The organism is Actinomyces dentalis DSM 19115 (assembly GCF_000429225.1).
Taxonomy (GTDB): domain Bacteria; phylum Actinomycetota; class Actinomycetes; order Actinomycetales; family Actinomycetaceae; genus Actinomyces; species Actinomyces dentalis.
This window is the reverse complement of the sequence record NZ_AUBL01000020.1, coordinates 36419-53998: the sequence shown is the minus strand read 5'-3', so window position 1 is coordinate 53998 and position 17580 is coordinate 36419. Positions and strand designations below refer to the sequence as shown.

At 73.9% G+C, this 17580-nt stretch carries 15 protein-coding genes; 4 read left to right on the top strand and 11 right to left on the bottom strand.

What is annotated here, in order from left to right:
* Positions 1 to 89 precede the first annotated feature (89 nt).
* Positions 90 to 959 (top strand): GRP family sugar transporter, encoded by an 870-nt coding sequence (locus G446_RS0106075; RefSeq protein WP_026409486.1) that lies wholly within the window; start codon positions 90 to 92, stop codon positions 957 to 959.
* 807 nt (positions 960 to 1766) lie between these two features.
* Here G446_RS0106075 and G446_RS0106070 read toward each other — a convergent pair.
* The 4 genes from G446_RS0106070 to G446_RS16275 form a co-directional block, all read right to left on the bottom strand.
* Positions 1767 to 3029, bottom strand: coding sequence for a glycoside hydrolase family 3 N-terminal domain-containing protein (locus G446_RS0106070; RefSeq protein ID WP_051285699.1), 1263 nt, complete (start codon positions 3027 to 3029; stop codon positions 1767 to 1769).
* Positions 3026 to 3736, bottom strand: a complete 711-nt coding sequence (locus tag G446_RS0106065) for a suppressor of fused domain protein (RefSeq protein ID WP_026409484.1) — start codon at positions 3734 to 3736, stop codon at positions 3026 to 3028. The genes G446_RS0106070 and G446_RS0106065 overlap by 4 nt, the downstream gene beginning before the upstream one ends.
* 142 nt (positions 3737 to 3878) lie before the next feature.
* The gene (locus G446_RS0106060; protein ID WP_026409483.1) at positions 3879 to 6449 is read right to left on the bottom strand and encodes an ABC transporter permease; all 2571 of its coding nucleotides are present in this window, start codon (positions 6447 to 6449) and stop codon (positions 3879 to 3881) included.
* Positions 6446 to 7369: an ABC transporter ATP-binding protein gene (locus tag G446_RS16275; RefSeq protein ID WP_084779033.1), complete on the bottom strand. Its 924-nt coding sequence runs from the start codon at positions 7367 to 7369 to the stop codon at positions 6446 to 6448. The genes G446_RS0106060 and G446_RS16275 overlap by 4 nt, the downstream gene beginning before the upstream one ends.
* 176 nt (positions 7370 to 7545) lie before the next feature.
* On the opposite strand from G446_RS16275, the gene G446_RS0106050 reads away from it, so the two are divergent.
* Genes G446_RS0106050 through G446_RS0106040 form a run of 3 tightly spaced genes read left to right on the top strand, consistent with a single transcriptional unit; the run spans position 7546 to position 8439 of the window.
* Complete coding sequence (locus G446_RS0106050) at positions 7546 to 7806, top strand: hypothetical protein (RefSeq protein WP_026409482.1); 261 nt, start codon at positions 7546 to 7548, stop codon at positions 7804 to 7806.
* A gap of 13 nt (positions 7807 to 7819) precedes the next feature.
* On the top strand, positions 7820 to 8152 hold the full coding sequence (locus G446_RS0106045) for a hypothetical protein (protein ID WP_026409481.1): 333 nt from the start codon (positions 7820 to 7822) through the stop codon (positions 8150 to 8152).
* Complete coding sequence (locus G446_RS0106040) at positions 8149 to 8439, top strand: hypothetical protein (RefSeq protein WP_026409480.1); 291 nt, start codon at positions 8149 to 8151, stop codon at positions 8437 to 8439. The genes G446_RS0106045 and G446_RS0106040 overlap by 4 nt, the downstream gene beginning before the upstream one ends.
* Before the next feature lie 39 nt (positions 8440 to 8478).
* Here G446_RS0106040 and G446_RS16270 read toward each other — a convergent pair whose 3' ends face one another.
* From G446_RS16270 to G446_RS16260, 7 genes are all read right to left on the bottom strand, one after another.
* Positions 8479 to 10080 (bottom strand): AAA family ATPase, encoded by a 1602-nt coding sequence (locus G446_RS16270; RefSeq protein ID WP_211228259.1) that lies wholly within the window; start codon positions 10078 to 10080, stop codon positions 8479 to 8481.
* A complete protein-coding gene (locus tag G446_RS0106030) occupies positions 10080 to 10751 on the bottom strand; it encodes a hypothetical protein (RefSeq protein ID WP_156916543.1) in 672 nt (223 codons plus the stop codon). Before G446_RS0106030 ends, G446_RS16270 begins: the two co-directional genes overlap by 1 nt.
* Positions 10748 to 11455, bottom strand: coding sequence for a hypothetical protein (locus G446_RS20590; protein ID WP_034469374.1), 708 nt, complete (start codon positions 11453 to 11455; stop codon positions 10748 to 10750). Before G446_RS20590 ends, G446_RS0106030 begins: the two co-directional genes overlap by 4 nt.
* A 2-nt stretch (positions 11456 to 11457) precedes the next feature.
* The gene (locus tag G446_RS0106025) at positions 11458 to 13203 is read right to left on the bottom strand and encodes a hypothetical protein (RefSeq protein ID WP_034469371.1); all 1746 of its coding nucleotides are present in this window, start codon (positions 13201 to 13203) and stop codon (positions 11458 to 11460) included.
* 73 nt (positions 13204 to 13276) lie between these two features.
* The gene (locus G446_RS0106020) at positions 13277 to 13723 is read right to left on the bottom strand and encodes a hypothetical protein (protein ID WP_084779032.1); all 447 of its coding nucleotides are present in this window, start codon (positions 13721 to 13723) and stop codon (positions 13277 to 13279) included.
* An 88-nt stretch (positions 13724 to 13811) separates the two neighbouring features.
* Positions 13812 to 14372: a hypothetical protein gene (locus G446_RS0106015; protein ID WP_156916542.1), complete on the bottom strand. Its 561-nt coding sequence runs from the start codon at positions 14370 to 14372 to the stop codon at positions 13812 to 13814.
* On the bottom strand, positions 14366 to 17314 hold the full coding sequence (locus G446_RS16260) for an FtsK/SpoIIIE domain-containing protein (RefSeq protein ID WP_156916541.1): 2949 nt from the start codon (positions 17312 to 17314) through the stop codon (positions 14366 to 14368). Before G446_RS16260 ends, G446_RS0106015 begins: the two co-directional genes overlap by 7 nt.
* Positions 17315 to 17580: the final 266 nt, after the last annotated feature.

The window sequence follows — 17580 nt, the reverse complement described above, 5'->3', positions numbered from 1 at the left end:
GCCATAGGCTCGGCCGACGACGATACCGGGTCCCGTGATCGCCGACGATCACCGATCGATCCGCCCGCCCGCATCCTGGCAGGTCATCCATGCACATTCTCATCGCTCTCCTCCCCTCCCTCCTGTGGGGGACGATGGCGCTGCTCAACGCCGCCTTCCCCACGGACCCGCGCCGCCAGAACACCTTCGTCATCGCCGGCGGCGGCGCGGCGAGCCTGCTGACCTCCCCGCTGGCCGGGGCCGCCTGGTCGCCGCGCTCCCTGGTGTGGGGCTCGCTCAGCGGCCTGCTGTGGAGCATCGGCATCGTACTCGTCATCAAGGGTTTCCAGACCTGGGGCGCCTCCCGCACCATGCCGCTGACCACCGCCCTCCAGCTCGCCCTCAACGGGCTCATCGGCGTCGTGCTGCTCGGGGAGTGGCGGGCGCCGGGGGCGATGGGGCTGGGACTGGGCGCGATCGTGCTCGTCATCGCCGGCGGCGCGGCGGGCGCGTGGCAGGAGGGCGACGGCGCCGGCCCCGGCCCGGGAGCGCGCCGGATCGGCGCCCTGGCGACCGTCTGCTCGGCGGTGTTCCTGGCCGTCTACCCCGGCATGCTGCGCCTGGCGCGCGTCTCCTCGGCTGACGCGGTGGGCCCGATGGGCATCGGCCTGCTCGTCGGCGCCGTCGTCGCCTCCCGCGTGCTGCCGCGCAACGGCCCCCTGCGAGGAGGGGGCATGGTCCCGGCGCTGCTGTCCGGCGTCGTGTGGGCGCTGGGGAACATCGCCCTGCTGCGCTCGACGTCGATCGTGGGCGTGGCGGCCGGCTTCACCTTCAGCCAGCTGGGGTTCGTCATCGCCACCCTCGGGTCCATCTTCCTGCTCAAGGAGCCCAGGACCCGCAGGGAGATCGCCGTCGTCCTCGCCGGGATCGCGGCCGCGCTGGCCGGCGTCGTCCTCATGGGGATGGCCTCGGCCCGGTGAGCGATACCTCGCGTCGGGGGCGGTTCCGGCGCCCCGTCCCCGCTTCGCCCCGATAGCGCATCTCGCATGGTGGGACGGCGTCTCGCATGCCGTGACGCGCCCCGGCTCGCGAGATCGTCACTTGACCCGCGAGCACGTCACTCTGGCAGACGTGCTCGCGGGTCAAGTGACGTGCTCGGCGGTCACCCGACGATCTCGCGGACCACGGCGCCCGACGCCGCCGCGCCCCGGACGCCGAGACGTGCATTTTGCACTCGAGGCGGTCGCCGTCCGGCCCGGGGCGCCCCTCCCGGGGCCCGCGGCGGCGCCGTTTGTCCAAATCTGTTGCAAAGGCCCCCATCGCACCGGAGAGCCGGAGGAGAATCGTTGATATTCCGCGCTTCTTCTCGCGGACGATCCCGCCGCGAGGCGCCTTTGCAACAGATTTGGACAACTGCCCGGCCCGGACCGCCTCAGGAGCCCCACCCGTACCACCCCGCCAAGGGGCCCGCCCCGGGCACCCGGCCGCCGTGGCGAGCGCGCAGGCGGGAGGCGCGCGTTCGACTGGAAACCTGCGCGCTCGTGGATGTCGGCCTGCGCACCCGCGTCGACGCTCTGCCCTCCTTTGGAAACCTGCGCGCTCGTGGAGGCCGGGGGTTCGCCCGGCGTCCCTGTCGCGCCTCGTGATGCGCCAGTGGCCTCCGAAGACGACCCAGGACTCCCGAGTTATCCGCAGGACGTGCATTATCCGCCGGCCTCGCGCGACTCTTCCGCCGGTTCCGGTGAGGAGCGGCGGGGCAGGAGGAGCGGCGGGGCGCGAGGATCGGGTCAGGACTGGACGCCCTTGAGCGCCAGCACCCGCAGCGCCGACTCGTCCACCCGCGCCGCGAAGGCCGGATCGGTGCGGGCCCGGTCGACCAGCCCCTGGGCCATCTCCTCCACGACCCCCGGGTCCCCGGAAGCCAGGACGATGTCGCAGCCCGCCCGCACCGCGAGCACGGCCCGCTCGGCCGGGCCCCAGGTGCTCACCTGGGCGGCCGCGGAGACGTCGTCGGTGATGACGACCCCGGTGAAGCCGAGGTCCCCGCGCAGCATGTCCGTGACGACGACGGAGGAGAAGACCGCCGGGGAGCCGGCGTCGATGAGGGTGTAGACCGCGGAGGAGACCATGACGACGCGGGCGCCGTCGGCGATGAGACGGGAGAAGACCTCCACGGCGGCGTCGCCGGTGCGCGCGGTGACCGAGTCCGTCACGGAGGCCGAGGTGTCCGTGTTGCCGGCCACCCGGCCCAGGCCGGGGAAGTGCTTGAAGGTCGCCACGACGCCGGCGGACTCCATGCCGCGGGCGAAGGCGCCGGCCCGCTCGATCACGGTCTCCTTGTCGTTGCCGTACTGGCGCCCCCAGGCCCCGATGGGCTCGTTGGAGTCGGGGTCGGCGATGTCGACGAGGTCGGCCACGGGCGCGAGGTTCATGGTGACCCCCGCCTGCGCCAACTCGCCGCCCCAGCCCGCGGCCGCCGTCTCCAGGTCGGCCGCCGACTGCTCCGACTGCTTGAGCGCCGAGGGGATGGTGGAGAAGCCCTGGCCCCGGAGGACCTGCACATCCCCGCCCTCCTGGTCGGTGGACACCAGCAGCGGGGCGCCCCCGGTGGACTCGGGGCCGACGAGCCCGGTCAGGGAGTCCACGACGGCGCGCGTGGCCGCGGTGCCGCCCTGGGAGCGCCCCGACAGGAAGACGCCGCCCAGGTGCAGGGAGGTGATGGCCCTGCGCGCACTGGCCGGGGCCTCGGCGGCGTCGACGCCCATCATGAGGAGCTGGCCGACCCTCTGCTCCAGGCTCCAGCCGGCCAGGGGGCCCGTCGCCGGGGCCGTCGGGGCCGTCGGGGTCGTTGCGGCCGCCGAGGCCGGGGAGGACGACGTCGGGCCGGTCGCGGGCGGGGCGGCGGACGCGGCGCCCGCTTCGGCGGAGGGCGCGGAGTCGCCCGGGGCCGGACGACTCGAACTGCAGGCGGCCAGGCCGGTGACGAGGGCCCCGACGAGCAGCGGGCGCCGGGCCAGGGCGCGCCCGCGCAGGGGCTTCGGAGCGCTCATGAGACCGAGGCCTCCAGCTCCGGGAGCAGGCTGGGCCGGTCCGGACGGATCTGGTTGCGGTAGGGGGATGCGGTCAGGACGCGGCCCAGGGCGCCGCGGTCGTCGTTGCGCCTCGCCCACTCCATCTCGTCGGGATGGATGGGGGTCAGGGCGATGAGCCGGACCGCCTCGGGGTCGCCGAACATCTCGATGCGGTCCTCGCGCACGCCCGACGCCGCGCCCAGCAGCAGGCACAGCATCCCCTCGTCATCGGCCCAGTCCTCCAGCGCCTCGACGGGACGGGTGCGCAGGGTGAGGCAGTCGTAGAAGTCGAAGGTCGGCCGGTAGTTCTGACCCGCGAAGTGGGAGACGATCGACATGATCAGGGCGAGCTCCCAGCTCTGACGGATCTCCTCCATGCCGGCGCCGGCCAGGCGGGGGGAGTCGAGGTAGTACTCCAGCCCCTCCCCGGTGTCGCCGCCGTCCTCGTCCCAGCCGTCCGGGTCCCACGGCGAGGACATGCCGCTGGTGGCGATGATGGTGGAGTCGGGCAGGAAGACGGGGCAGAAGTTCTCGGCGTGGCCGGGCCAGGGGGAGAGCGCGCCGTTGGTCGGCCCGAAGAAGGCCGCGTCCGTGGTCGTCCCGAAGCGGCTCCAGTAGGCCTGGCGGCAGGCGTCCCCGTACTCCCAGGCCTCGGCGTTCTTGAATTGTGCGAGGTCGATGGTCATGCGTTCTCCTTGATCCGGTGACGGAATGGTAAACGGACGGCGGGCGGGGGCACTCGCAGACGGAACGTGAGTTACGGCGCGGGCGCTCGCGGGGCGCCGACGGCGCGGGCGGGCGGGGCGCGGACAGCGCCGGCCCCGCGCCTCACTCGGCGGCGATCGCCTCCAGGACGGGCAGGCGGGTCGCGCGCGCCGCCGGCCACAGCGCGGCCAGCACCCCGACGACGACGGACACGCCCAGCACGGCGCCGAGCCGGGCCCACGGGATGACGAGCTCGGTCAGGCCCCGGTCGGCCAGGAGGGCGCGCAGGGCCCCGGCCAGGAGCACGCCCGCGCCCGCGCCCAGGACGGTGCCGTAGACGGCGGTGAGGACCGACTCGCAGACGATCTGCCCGGCGAGCTGGGCCCGCCCCAGGCCCACGGCCCGCATGAGCCCGATCTCGCGGACCCGTTCGGACACGGACAGGACGAGGGTGTTGACGATGCCCAGGATCGCGATGACGATCGACAGCCCCAGCAGGCCGTAGAGGACGGCGAGCATCCGGTCGGCCTGCGAGCCGACCTGGTCGGAGAGCTCGTCGGGGTCGAAGACCTTGAAGACGTAGGCGGGGGCCAGGATCTGCCGGATGGAGGCGCGCACCGCCCCCGGGTCGGCGCCCTCGTCCAGGGTGATGAACAGTCCGTTGGGGGAGGCGAGCACCTGCTCGGGGTCGGTGGGCGCCGCCGTGGTGAGGGAGCCGGTGGCGGCCGCGACCTCGGGGGTGACGTAGAGGGCGCCGACCACGCCCGTGGTGTCGGCGACGGCGCTGACCGTGGCGGTCACCGAGCCGGCGGGGCCGGTGATGGTGACCCGGTCGCCCAGCGCCAGCCCGGAGGAGGCGAAGGCGGCCACGTGGGTGGCGTCGAGGCCGTCGAGGGAGCCCGCGGTGACGTTGGGGTCGTAGGCGGCCGCGTAGGCCCGGGGGTCGACGGCGACGACGTAGCCGGTGGAGGTCTTCCCGTCCGGCCCGGTCACCGAGGCGAGGTTGGCGGCGTAGGCCGCCGTCGAGGCGACGCCGTCGAGCCGCCCGATGGCGGCGGTCATCTGCGGGGGGATGGGGATGAGGCGGGTCGAGAACGTCGCCTGGCGCACGTAGAGGTCGGCGTGCATGGAGTCGTTGACGATGGAGGACACCGAGGCCCGCATGGAGGCGGTGATGGTCGCCCCCGCGCACACCAGCGCCATGCCGATGACCAGGGCGGCGGAGGTGGCCGCGGTGCGCCTGGGGGAGGCGGCGAGCAGGCGCACGGCGAGTCGCCCGCCCGGGCGGATCAGGCGCACCGGCGCGCCGAGCGCGGTGATGACCGGGCGCGAGACGGCGGGGGAGACCAGGAGCAGGCCCAGCAGGAGCGCGCCGGCGCCGGCCCCCAGGACGGCGCCGCGCCAGGGCAGGTCCGCGTCGTGCCAGGCGGCCAGGATCCCGGCCAGGCCGGGGCCGAGCAGGGCCGCGCCCGCGCCGGTGCGCGCCCGCAGGGGCCTCTCCTTCGCGCCGGAGGCGTCGCGCATCGCCTCGACCGGCGGGGTGAGGGCGGCGTCGCGGGAGGGCAGGAGGGCGCCGACGACGGTGACGAGCACGCCCACGCCGATCGACACGGCCACGACCCGCCGGGTCATGGGCGCCCCGCCGTCGGGCAGGGGCATGCCGCAGGCCCCCAGGCCCGCCACGAGCCCGCGGATCAGGCACGCCCCGGCCAGGACGCCCAGGACCGAGCCGAGGATCCCGATGACCAGGGCCTGGAGGAGCACGGTGGCGAACACCGACGTCGGCGAGGCGCCGATGGCGCGCAGGAGGGCGAACTCCCTCTGGCGCCGGCGCACGCTCATGGCGAAGGTGTTCATAATGATGAAGGAGCCCACGAACATGGCCAGGACCACGAAGACCAGCAGGAGGGTCTCGACGTAGCCCAGGATCCTCTCGACGTACTCGTTCTGCTCGTCGATGAGCTCGGCGCGGGTGAGCAGGCGCACGTCGCCGGGCAGCAGGGCGGCGATGTCGCCGCGCACCGCCTGCGCGTCGGCGCCGTCGGCCAGGCGCACGGCGATGGAGGTGACCTTGCCGTCCGGGGCGGCGAGCTCCATGAGCCAGTCGGGGTCCAGGCCGATGATCGTGGCCCCCGCCATGGAGGCGCCGTAGGTGAATTCGCCGACGACGCTCACCTCCACGGGCTCGCCGTTCACCACGATGTGCGTGCTCTGGCCGATCCTCAGACCGGAGCGGGCCAGGGCGTCGGACTCCAGGGCGATCTGGTCGCGGCCGCACGGGGGCGAACCCGCGACCAGGGTCTGGCCGCGGTCGTCGGCGTAGAGCGGCAGGGCCAGGGAGGGGGCGCCCATGGCGGTGACGGGGGCGGAGTCGGCGCCCACGAGGGTGGCGTTGACCGAGCTGGACGGGCGGGCCGCGGCGACGCCGTCGACGTCGGAGACGGGCCCGGCCAGGGAGGCGTCGATCTTGTTCGTCGGCGCGCGGACGGCGGAGTCGCCGCTGCCGGCCCGCTCGCCGATGATGTAGAGGTCGGCCGTCAGGGTCGAGGAGGTCAGGGCGGAGAAGGCGTCCGAGAGCACACCCCGCAGGGCGAGGGTCCCCGAGAGGAAGGCGACGCCCAGGACGACCGCCAGGGCGGTGAGGAGGAACTGCCCCAGGTGGGTGCGCACCGAGCGCAGGGCGACCCGGATCATCGGCGCCCCCGCCCCCGGGGGCCGGGGCCGGCGGGTCCGCCGGGTCCGCCGGGGGCGCCGGCCCGTTCGTCGTCCTCGGCGGCGAGGTCGCGCAGCGCGTCGAGGACGCGGTCCGGGTCCGGCCGGTCCATCTCGGCGACGACGCGCCCGTCGCGCAGGAACAGGACGATGTCCGCCCGGGCGGCGGCCTCCGCCTCGTGGGTGACCATGACGATGCTCTGGCCGAATTCGTCGACGCTGGAGCGCAGGATGTCCAGCACCCGGCGGGTGGACCGGGAGTCGAGGTTGCCGGTGGGCTCGTCGGCGAAGACGACGGCGGGCCGCCCGACCAGGGCGCGGGCGCAGGCCACGCGCTGGGCCTGCCCGCCGGACAACTCGGCGGGGCGGTGGTTCAGGCGGTCGCGCAGGCCGACGGCGTCGATGACCCGGTCGAAGTGGTCGCGGTCGACCCTCCTGCGGGCGATGTCCAGGGGCAGGGTGATGTTCTCCTCCGCGCTCAGGGAGGGCACCAGGTTGAAGGCCTGGAAGACGAAGCCGATGTTCTCGCGGCGCAGCCGGGTGAGGCGGCGCCGGCTCATGGACGAGATCTCCACCCCGTCGAGCGTGATCGTCCCGGAGGTGGGCGACTCCAGGCCCGCCAGGCAGTGCATGAGGGTGGACTTGCCCGAGCCGGAGGGGCCCATGACGGCGGTGAAGCGCCCGCGCGCGAGGTGCACGTCGACGGCGTCGAGCGCGGTGACGGCGCTCTCGCCCCGGCCGAAGACCTTGGTCAGGGCGCGGGCGGTGACCACCGGGTCGTCGACGGGGCCGTGCGCCGCCAGTCCCCCCGGTTCGCGGCGGCCCGATCCGCGGCGGCCCGGGCTCGCGTCCCCCCGCGGCGGCGCCTGCTCGCCGCCGCTGTCGTGTGCGTGTGCCGGCATGGCCGAAGTCTGTCACGAGACTCGCCCGCGCCGCACCGGGGCCGCCGGGCGGCCGGGGGAACCGGAAGTCGCCGAGCGGCCCGGGGCGCGCCGCCGTTCGGCTAGGCTGGGTGCGTCGTCGGCGCTCCCGGCCCGTCGGCCCCCGCACCCGTCCGTCCCAGAACTCAAGAGGCGTCATGTCCCAGCTTCAGCAACTCAAGCAGCAGGTCACCGACATCGGCCGGTCCGCCAGGCGGACGGCGCAGGGGCTGGCGCAGTTCGACCGGTCCTTCTCCCAGCAGGCCGCGCAGGTCGAGGCGGTCATCGGCGGGTCCGCGCAGAACAAGGACCGGGAGATGGTGGCCGCGATCGAGGACGCCAAGCGCAAGGTCCACGCCGCCGCGGCCTCGTTGGCGCGCGTCACGCGGACGGCCGACCAGTACTCCGCCTCCCTGTGACGGGCGCTTCGACGTGGACTCCGTGCAACTGGAGCGGTTCGCGGACGAGGCCGCCGCTGAGGCGAGGGCGCTGATGTCGCAGATCCAGGCCATGGAGCGCCTGGCCGCCGGCGCCGCGAAGCTCTCGACGGCGACGTCCCAGGTGGTCGGCGCCAGCGCCTCCGGCGTCGACGTGCGGCTGCAGGGCAATCTGACCGGCTTCAGCACGGCGCTGGGCCGGGCCACGAGCAGCGGGCACGACGCCGTCGCGCGCACGCAGGCGCTGGCGCGCCGATTGCACGCCCTCGCTCAGGAGGAGGCCGACCGGGAGCGGGAGGCCGCGCGCAGGCAGCAGGCGACCCGATGAGCTCCAGGCTGCAGCAGCTCGCCCGGGCCGTGACCGTCCTCGGCGACCAGAGCCGGGGGCCCGCCAGGACGGTGGACGCGGTCAGTGCGCGGATCGACGGCGCGGCCGGCGTCATCTCGGCGATGCCCGATGTGCCGGAGCGCGGTCAGGCGCTGTCGGCCCTCCTCGCGTGCCGCCGGGAACTCGCCCGGGCGGGCCGGGAGCTGAGCGCCTTCGCCCCGGAGGCCCGCGGCTTCGCGTCCCGCCTCATCGGCGGGGCCGGGGGCGGCCCGGCGGAAACGGCGTAGCGTCCCCGCCCGGCCACCGGCCCGGCGCCCCGCCCCTCCTCAGCCGAACTGGCCCGGGGAGGACCCGGGGCCGTACGGGTGGCCGTCGGGGCCCTGGACCACGACGCGGCGGCCCGGGGCCCCGCCCGGTCCCGGGGCGACGGCCTCGGTGCGCCCCGCGGGCAGGGCGCGCGACTGCCCCCAGGCGCGGATGTCGGCGACGTCGTCGGGATTCGAGCGGGAGAACGGGACCACGGTGCGGAAGTGGTCGTAGATCGTGGTCTCGTCGGGGAGGGCCCGCGACTGCCGGTTGTACATGACCTCGGCGATCTCGTTGACGACGGCGTCGATATCGGAGCCGGCGAAGCCCTCGGTCAGGGGCACCAGATCGTTCATGAGGTCGAAGGCGGGCTCCGAATGCGTGTACTTGCGGAAGCACAGGCGGATGATCTCCTCGCGCTCCTCCGGGGTCGGCAGGTCCACGAAGAACACGGCGTCGAAGCGGCCCTTGCGCAGCAGCTCGGGCGGCAGAGTGGACACGTCGTTGGAGGTGGCCACGAGGAACACCTTGGAGGTGGACTCCTGCATCCAGAAGAGGAACTGCCCGATGAGGCGGCGCGTCACCGAGTTGTCGCTGGAATTGGAGGCGAGCCCCTTCTCGATCTCGTCGATCCACAGGATGCACGGGGCGGCCCGGTCGGCGGTCGCCAGCGCATCGCGCAGACGGGACTCGGACTCCCCGACGTACATGCCCATGACCGCGGCCATGTCGAGCCGATAGAGCGGCAGCTCCCACTGCTGGGCGATGGCCTTGGCGGACAGGGACTTGCCGCACCCCGGCACGCCGCACAGGAGGACGCCCTTGGGCGGCTTGACGCCCCACCCGGTCAGGTCCCCCGTCATGAGGCGCTGCTTGCCCGCCAACCACTCCTTGAGGTTCTCCAGCCCGCCCACCTGGTAGTCGTCCTGGAGGCGGACCCGTTCGAGGCCGGCGAGATCGCCGAAGATCCGGTCCTTGAACTGGGACAGCTCGGCGAGGTCCTCGTTGCGGACCTCCTCCTTGGCGATGAGGGTCGCCACGACGTTGATCGCCTCGCCCTCCGTCACCCCGGACAGGATCTCGGCGGCGCGGCGGACCTCGGCGTCCTGCCACTCGATGAAGATGTTCGACCCGCGGTAGGGGCTGATCGTCGAGGAGATGGTCTCGTGGAGCTCGTCGACGGTGGGCACGTCCAGGGTCGTGGTCATGCCGAGCCGGCTCAGCCCGGACCACACGGGCCGGTCCGTGATGAGGATGATGGCGCCGTTGTTCCTCTCCGCGAGCCGGATGAGCTGGGAGAGGTGACGGGACGTCGCGGTATCGCCCTCGAGGTCGTCGAGGTCGGAGAAGACGAAGTTGACGTTCGCCCGGGCGCGGAAGGTCTGCTGGGCCTGGTCGAGGGCGGCAACGAGGGAGTAGTCGTCGGTGACCGCCGAGCCGGTGAGGACCTCGCGCAGCCCCTCGGTGCGCGTGTAGGAGAAGAACGGCATCTGCCGGAACTCGGCCGCGAGCTGGGAGACGATCTCCGAGGCCCGCATGGGCTCCACGGTCCTGACGATGATGACCGGCACCCTGGCTTTGAGGAATCTGCGCACCTCATCGGTCGTCTGGCGGTAGTCCATCACTTCCTCCTTCTGGTCATGCGCCTGAACAGTCCCGGACCCCTGCGCTCGCGGGGCGGCGGGGGCTCGTCGGTCCGGGTCGCCGGCGTCCCGCCGACGGGCCCCGGGGCCGAGGCCCGGTCGGCCAGCCCGATGATCGCCGAGCCGTCCACGTAGCCCGTGTCGAAGACCCGCATGAGCGAGTTCTCGCGCACGACCCGGACGAGGCGGTCGTCTCCGGTCGGGTCCGAGACGACGCGACCCGCCCGGGTGCTCGACACCGCCTCCTCCAGCTGGTGCTGCAGGGACTCCACGTCCTTGCGCATCGAGGTCATGAGGTTCTCGCGCAGCTCCTGCGGAAGCGAGGGGTGGGTGGACAGGCGCAGCCGCGGCAGCAGCAGGCGCCGCGCGTCGACGAGGGCCGACTCGATGGTGTGGACGTCCCCCGAGGCCAGGGCGTGCTCCCACGACCTGGCGAAGGACTCGTTCCAGCCGTCCATCATGGTGCTGACGGCGGTCACGAGGTGATCCACCAGCCTGCTGAAGGTCCGCGGGCTGAAGCTCTCGGCGGTCAGCGGCGGCAGCCCGTCCAGACTGGTCGACGGGGCACGGCTCCACGTCCGCAGCGTGGTGGCCCAGGTCTTGTACACGCTCGAGCCCGTCGTCGCGGCTCCCGGCAATGACGTGCTCATGATGCGGTGCTCGGCGCGGGACGACGGCGCACGATCGTCTCATTGGGCGGCAGCGGGCTCCACGCGGGCAGGTTCCCCGCAATGGGCCGGTCGCTGGACAGCTTCGGCGCGCCCGTCGTGTCCCTGGTGCGGACCAGGAGATCCTTGCGGTCGACGACGGTTCCCCGACCGGGCGGGGCGGGGGAGAAGGAGGGCGTCCTGCGGGGACGACGGCGGACGATGGTCGGCGGCGGGGATCCCGGGGCCTGCGCCATGGGCCTCGCGGGCGCGGCCGGAACCGGCGCCGCGGCGGGCGGGGGGACGGGCGGCATGGCCGCCGGGGCCTGCGCGGAAGGAGCGCTGGGCGGCGGAACCGGCACCGCGGCGGGCGGGGGGACCGGCGGCATGGCCGGTGCGGCCGCCGGAGCCTGCGCGGAAGGGGCGCTGGGCGGCGGAACCGGTGCCGCGGCGGGCGGGGGGACGGGCGGCATGGCCGCCGGGGCCTGCGCGGAAGGGGCGCTGGGCGGCGGAACCGGTGCCGCGGCGGGCGGAGGCGGCACCGGCGGCATGGCCGGAGCCGCGGGCGGCGGCGGAACGGGCGGCATGGCCGGTGCGGCCGCCGTGGCCGCGGGAACCTGCTCGGGGACGATCACCCCGTTCCCGGCGGCGGCCCTCTCGTCCTTGACGGCGTCGGCACTGGCGCCCGACTGGGCGGCGTCGGTCATGGTCACTTCTCCTCGCTGGTGGTGCTGCCCACCGGCCACACGTCGATGACACGGAGGAGCTCTGCCTCATCGGCGTCGTGCTCCTCGTAGAAGAACTCGAGGTCGTCGAACTCCGCGCGGGCGTCGACGAGCATCTGGAACGACTCGTTATAGGCCCTCTCCTTCGCCTGAATGACATTGGCCACCTCGGCGTCGGCGGTTTTCTTCTTCTGGCTGATGACGTAGTACGCGATCCCGCCGGCCGCCAGGGCGACGAGAACGCCCAGCGCCTTGAGCAGCGCGAAGCCGAGGAGGGAGACGACCGCCGCGATGAAGATGGGCAGGACCATCTGCTGGTTCTTGAAGGACACCTGCGCGATTCTCGCGGCGCAGGTCTGGTCCCACGCCGATCGCAGCCGGGCCGCCATCGTCTCCTCGTCCTCGGAGGTGCTGGTCGACAGCCCGACGAAGCCCAGGGAGGACGCCAGGCCGTGGTGGTCGGAGCCCAGGTTCAACGGCACGTTGTCGACGTGGAGCCTGCGGTAATTCCTGGTGTAGACGGTGACGGCGGTGCGGAAGTCCTCCCGTCCCGCGCCGATGGCGACCTGCTGGGTGCGCACGGACACGCCGAGGCTGTCCGGGGCGATGGCGGCATTGGTCTGGAGCGTGACGGCGTCGGTGCGCTCGCCCAGGATCGCAATGAGCTGATCGGCCTTGGCGCGGGCGCGGTCGGCGTCCCCGTCGGAGTCGATGATCGCCTCCTGGTAGGTCACCTCGCGGCGCAGCGGGAGCTCCTCGTCGTCGTACTCGGTCACGAGCTGGATGAGGAGGTCGTCCAGGAGGGAGGAGATCATGCCCGCGGAGGTGAAGTCGGAGTCCTTGACCGCCTCGTACTTCTCCGCGCAGCGCCCCAGCGCGGTGGCCGCCTCCGTCTGCGCCTTGACCGCGGCGAAGGAGGCGGGCGGGGTGAGCCGGCGCAGCATCTGCGCCTCCTGGTTGTCGAGCACCTCGCGGGCGACGGTGAGCTCCTGGACCCACTTGTTGACCTGCTCCTTGACCAGGTCCTGACTGGTGCGCAGCTCCTTGGTCCAGGTGTGGAGCTGGGTGCGGACCAGGTCCGTGCCCGGGGGGCCGAACTGCCCCTGGGAGGCCGCCTCGAGGATGACGGCGAACTCCCGGGTGAGATTGTGCGGATCGCAGGAGGCGAAGTAGTGGCGCAGCCACCGCACGGACTCGGCGTCCCGGTGCTCGCGCCGCAGGACGAGGGCGAAGAACAGGGCCGTCTTGGCCTGATTGCGCCCGTAGGCCTCGGCGACGGACCGCTTGGCCACGTCCTCGTCGTCGCGCGACCACGCGGCCAGCGCCACCAGCGCCGGCGCGAGCCAGTACCGGGGGGTCTGGATCATGAGCTCTTCGCTGACCTGGCCGGCGGTGGACTCCGAGACGTTGCCGATGTCGAAGGCCTGAAGCAGCCCGATGCTGGAGCGGCGCACCACCTTGTAGTGCCCGTACTCGCGCTCCAGGTCGGCCTTGAGGGTGCCCAGCTTGGTCTCGGCGCGCTGCACGGCGGCGGTCCGCCGCGCCTGCTGGACGTACTCGGCGAACTGCCGCTGCAGCTCGGCCAATTGGTCCTGGGTCGACCGGAGCGTGCCGGAGACCTCCGTGACCATGGAGCTGACCTGGTCGACGTCGCTCCTCGTCGCCATGGCGCTCTGGATCTCGTCGAGTTGACGCGTGATCGGCGCCAGGTTCAAGGTTCCTGAAGACATTGTGATCCTTTCAGGGCAAGGACGAATGAAGATCGTCCGGCGGATGGTGGGAGGGGCGGGACGGGGCCAGGAGTCAGCCGGTCCCGTCCTCCCGCACGGGCACGAGCTCGCCGTCGGAGTAGACCTCGATGTAGGCGTAGGCGGGCGAGCGGGCGAGGGCGCGGGCCTGCCGGTAGGGCTCGGGGACGGGGTCGGAGGGCGTGTAGTGCTCGATGATGGCGCCGTCGATGCTCATCCTGTGGTCGATGTAGGGCTCGCCGAGGTAGCACCTCGCGAAGAGCCCGACGAGGATCCCGCCCATGCGGTCGGCGTAGGCCCGCTCGATCCAGGCGATGAGCTCGGCCCGGTAGGCGGTGTCCTGAGTCATGTCGAGGTTGCGGACGGCCTCCATGATCTGCGCCGAGCGGGGCAGCGATCGGCGGGACCGCTCGTAGGGAGTGATCGTGGCGGGCGCGAGCGACTGGGCGGGCACCGTCTGGGAGGAGGGCACCGTGTTGGCGGCGGGGCCCTGCCGCGCCACGGCTGCGCTGCTCAGGACACGACGTCGTTGGTGCTGCACGGGAACCGACCTCGGTTGTAGGGATCTGGGGGCGCCGGCGAGCCTGCGCTCACAGGGCGTACACGATGATGGCACACGCGATGACGGCCAGAACGACGATCGCGAGTACCAATTGTTGTACTTTTCCGAAGCGCGGCGACGGGGCGGAGGGCTCCGGAGCCGCGGGGGCGGGCTCGACCGGCGCGGCCGGGGCCGGCGGGGCCGGTGCGGCGGGCACGGGCTCGACCGGCGCGGGCCGCTCGGCCGCGGCGGAGTCGATGCGCGCCCACTCCTGCTGCACCGTGCGCAGGTCCGCCTCCACCCGGCTCAACTCGCGGCCCGTGTCGGCCGCGCCGGCGGGGGCGTCCGGCACCGGGGCGTCGGCGTCGATGCCGACGTCGTGGGCGTGGGCGAGTGAGCGGGCGGTCCGCTCCGCCTGGGCGGCCCGCCGCTCCAGGCGCTCCCACTCCTGCTCCCGCGAGCGCCGCCGGCTCGCCGCCTCGCGCAGCTCGCCGCGGCCGTAGTCGGCGGCGCCGGCCAGCTCCCGCTCGGTGCGCTCGCCCAGGGAGCACAGGGCCTCCACGGCGGCGAGGTAGTCCGCGCCGGCGGTGGTGCGCGCGTCGTTCACCATGTCTCCTCCAGAACGTCGTCGTCGGGGATCTCGAAGGGGACCAGGACCCGGAGCCCGGCGTCGTCGGTGTGGTCGAGCAGGCCGATGCGCGGCCCGCGGCCGAAGGGCTTGGTGTGCGGCCCCGCCAGGTCCCGCAGGTCGACCAGCCCGAGCTTGAGCAGGACCAGGGCGCGGACCCCCGGCAGGTTGTAGGAGCCCAGGTCCCGTTCCATCGCCCGCCGGGAGCTCCACCAGCCGACGGCGAAGACGCCCTGGAGCGCCCCGCGCTCGAAGACCCGCTGCAGGACCTGCGCCGGGGTGGTCTGCGCGGGGCCCGCGGACAGCAGGTCGGAGAAGCCGAGGTCGTCGTCCGCCGGCTCCGCGCCGGGCGCGGGAGCCGCGTCGTCCGGGAGCGGGCGGTCCATTCCGACGACGCGCTGGAGCCCGACCCCGACGAGGAGCATCGGGTGCTCGGCGCCGTCGTCGAGCGCGGCGGTCACGTCCCGCACCAGGAAGGCGGCGACCTCCTCGCGGGGCACGACGCGCGCGGCGCGGCCGGACCGGCTCCGCGCCCCGACCACGCGGGCCAGCCCGGGCGGGAGCTCCTTCATGCCGTTGAGGACGACCAGTTCGCAGGCGGGGTCCATGGTCCGCAGCGCCGTCAGGGTCATCGAACTCAGCGCCCCGTCGGCCAGGTCGTCCCCGGAGCCCACGAGCACAACCCCCTGGTCGACGTCCGCGTCCAGGGTCAGGGACACCGGGGTCTGGGTCACCCTCACCGGACGGCCCAGCCACATGGCGGGCCCCTCGCCGTCGTCGGCGCGGTCGGGCCCGTGCTCCGGCCACGCGGCGCGGTTCGCGCCGATGAAGACCATCGGGGGGTCGGTGTGGCCGAGGTCGAACAGCCGCCGCTGCAGCTCGTCGAGGGTCTGGGGCTCGGCCCAGGCGGCGACGCCGCGGACGTTCGCGGCGGCGGGGTCCAGGCCGTAGTTGCGGTTGAGGATGACCTCGCCCCGGTAGGTCAGCTCGGCGGCCGCGCGGTTGTGCGGGGAGAGGATCGCCTCGGACTCCTGGGCGGTGTTCTTCAGCGACATGCGCAGGGGGAACTGGGCGAAGATCGAGTCCCCCTTGGCCCGCAGCCCCGAGATGCCGGAGATGGTCTGGGAGGCGAGCAGGAGGTGGATGCCGTAGGCCCGGCCCTGCTTCGCAATGGCCTCGAGGAGGGCCACCGCCTGGTCGACCAGATCGTCGTCGCCCTCGAACAGGGCGTGGAACTCGTCGATGATGACCAGCATGCGCGGCACGGCCAGGCCGGTCGCCCGGCGGTAGGCCCCGATGGAGGGGGCGCCGGCCTCCTTGAACAGCCGGGACCTGCGCTCGAGCTCCTCGGTGACGTGCCGCAGGACGGCGACGCCGAACTCCTGGTCCGACTCCAGGGAGAGGACCTTGACGTGGGGGAGCCAGCCCCGCCCCTCGGCGTCGGGGGCGAAGCGGTGGAACTCCAGGCCCTGCTTGTAGTCGAGCAGCAGCATGCTCAGCTCGTCGGGCGAGTAGCGGGCGGCCAGGGAGTAGATGATGTCGAGCAGGAGGTTGGACTTGCCCTGGCCGACGGCGCCGCCGATGAGCACGTTGGGGTGCGGGGGGTTCTCGCTGCGCAGCGACAGCGTGAGCGGGTCGCGCCCGGCCCGGCCGATGGCGGCGTCCAGGGACTCGATCGACGACCCGCTCCACGGGGAGCCCAGGTCCTCCCCGATGAGGTCGGCCAGCGGGATGACGGGGCCGGTGGTCTTCGTCGCCGCCTGCCGGGCGGCGCGGACCGCGGCGTCGAGCACCGCCAGGGACGGCGGGTCGTCGGGCTCCACGACGGCGCCCGCGGGCAGGTTCGGCACGGCCCATGTTCCGGCGTCGTGGCGCAGGACCAGGGTTCCGCGCCGGGCGCCGGGCGCCCCGCCCAGCGCGGGGTCGTGCTGGATCATGAGGTGGATCCCGGTGCCGGGGCTCATGTCGGCGACCCGGTCGAGGAGGCGGCCGAGCTGCTCGTCGACGCCGTAGGGGTGGTCGAGGACGACGACGACGGTCAGCGACCCGGTGGGCTCGCCGTCGCGCCGCCACAGGTCGAGCAGGTCGCGCGCGCCGCCCACGGCGATGCGCTCGGCGTTGGAGGCGGCGTCCGCCATGGCGGTGCGCACGGCGTCGGCGAAGGAGCCCGCCTCGGAGAAGGGCGGCGGGAAGGCGGAGCCGACCGTCTCGCGCAGCGGCGCGAAGGCCCCGAGGACGCCGGTGACGCGGGGGTCGAAGACGAGCAGGCGCAGGTGGGGCAGCGGGATCTGCGTCACGAGCCGCGCCAGGGTGGCGAGCACCAGGTCCTGGGCACGGCGGGTGGAGCCCTCCACCCGCCAGTGCGACGCGCAGATCAGCGGGGCGAGGGCGGGGGCGCCCCCGAGCTCGTCGGGGGCGCGGAACGCGCCGATCCGCGTCCAGCGGGACGGGCGCCCGACGGCGTCGGCGTCGATCGTTCTCAAGTCGGAGCCCGCCGCGCCCGGGGCGAGCTCGCTCACGGTCCGCTCGAGTGCGGCCCGGGCCTCGGCGCGCTCCCGCTCGGCGCCGGCGACGGCGCGCTCCCGGCGCAGGCGGCGCTGCTCCTCGATCCCCTCGTGCAGCGCCGCGGCGGCCGCGTCCAGGTCGGCCAGGTCGCTCTTGCGGGCGGCGCCGATCCGCTCCCGGATGGCGGTGGCCCGGGAGAGGATCCGGGCGGTCTGCGCGGTGGCCTGCTCCCTGAGCCGGTGCAGCTGGGCCGGGTCCATGGAGGGCGCGGCCGGTGCCGGGGCCGTCGGCGCCGGGGGCGCGACCGGTGAGGCGGGCCCGGTGGGGCGGGCGGGCCCGGTGGTCGGCTCGGGCATCGGGGCGTGCGAGACCTCCGTGCCGGACACGATGATGCGGCGTCGGGGTGAACCTGGACTCATGGTGACCTATTCGGTGGGACGGGACGGCCGTGGGATGCTTAAGCGCGTGAATCCGCGGGATGCGGACCCGCGCGCCAGGCAGCATAGCACCCGGGCGGCTCGCTCCCGGCCGAGTCCGTGCAGGCGGACGTCGTCGATGCTGGAAGCGGCGGGCGACCTCGTGGATGACGCGGCGCGCCGTCGTACGGGCCCGGGAGCGCGGGCGGCCCGTCGGCGTCGCAGTCCTGCGGGCCGGGGTCCCGGCGGAGGGTCGGGCGATGCCGCGG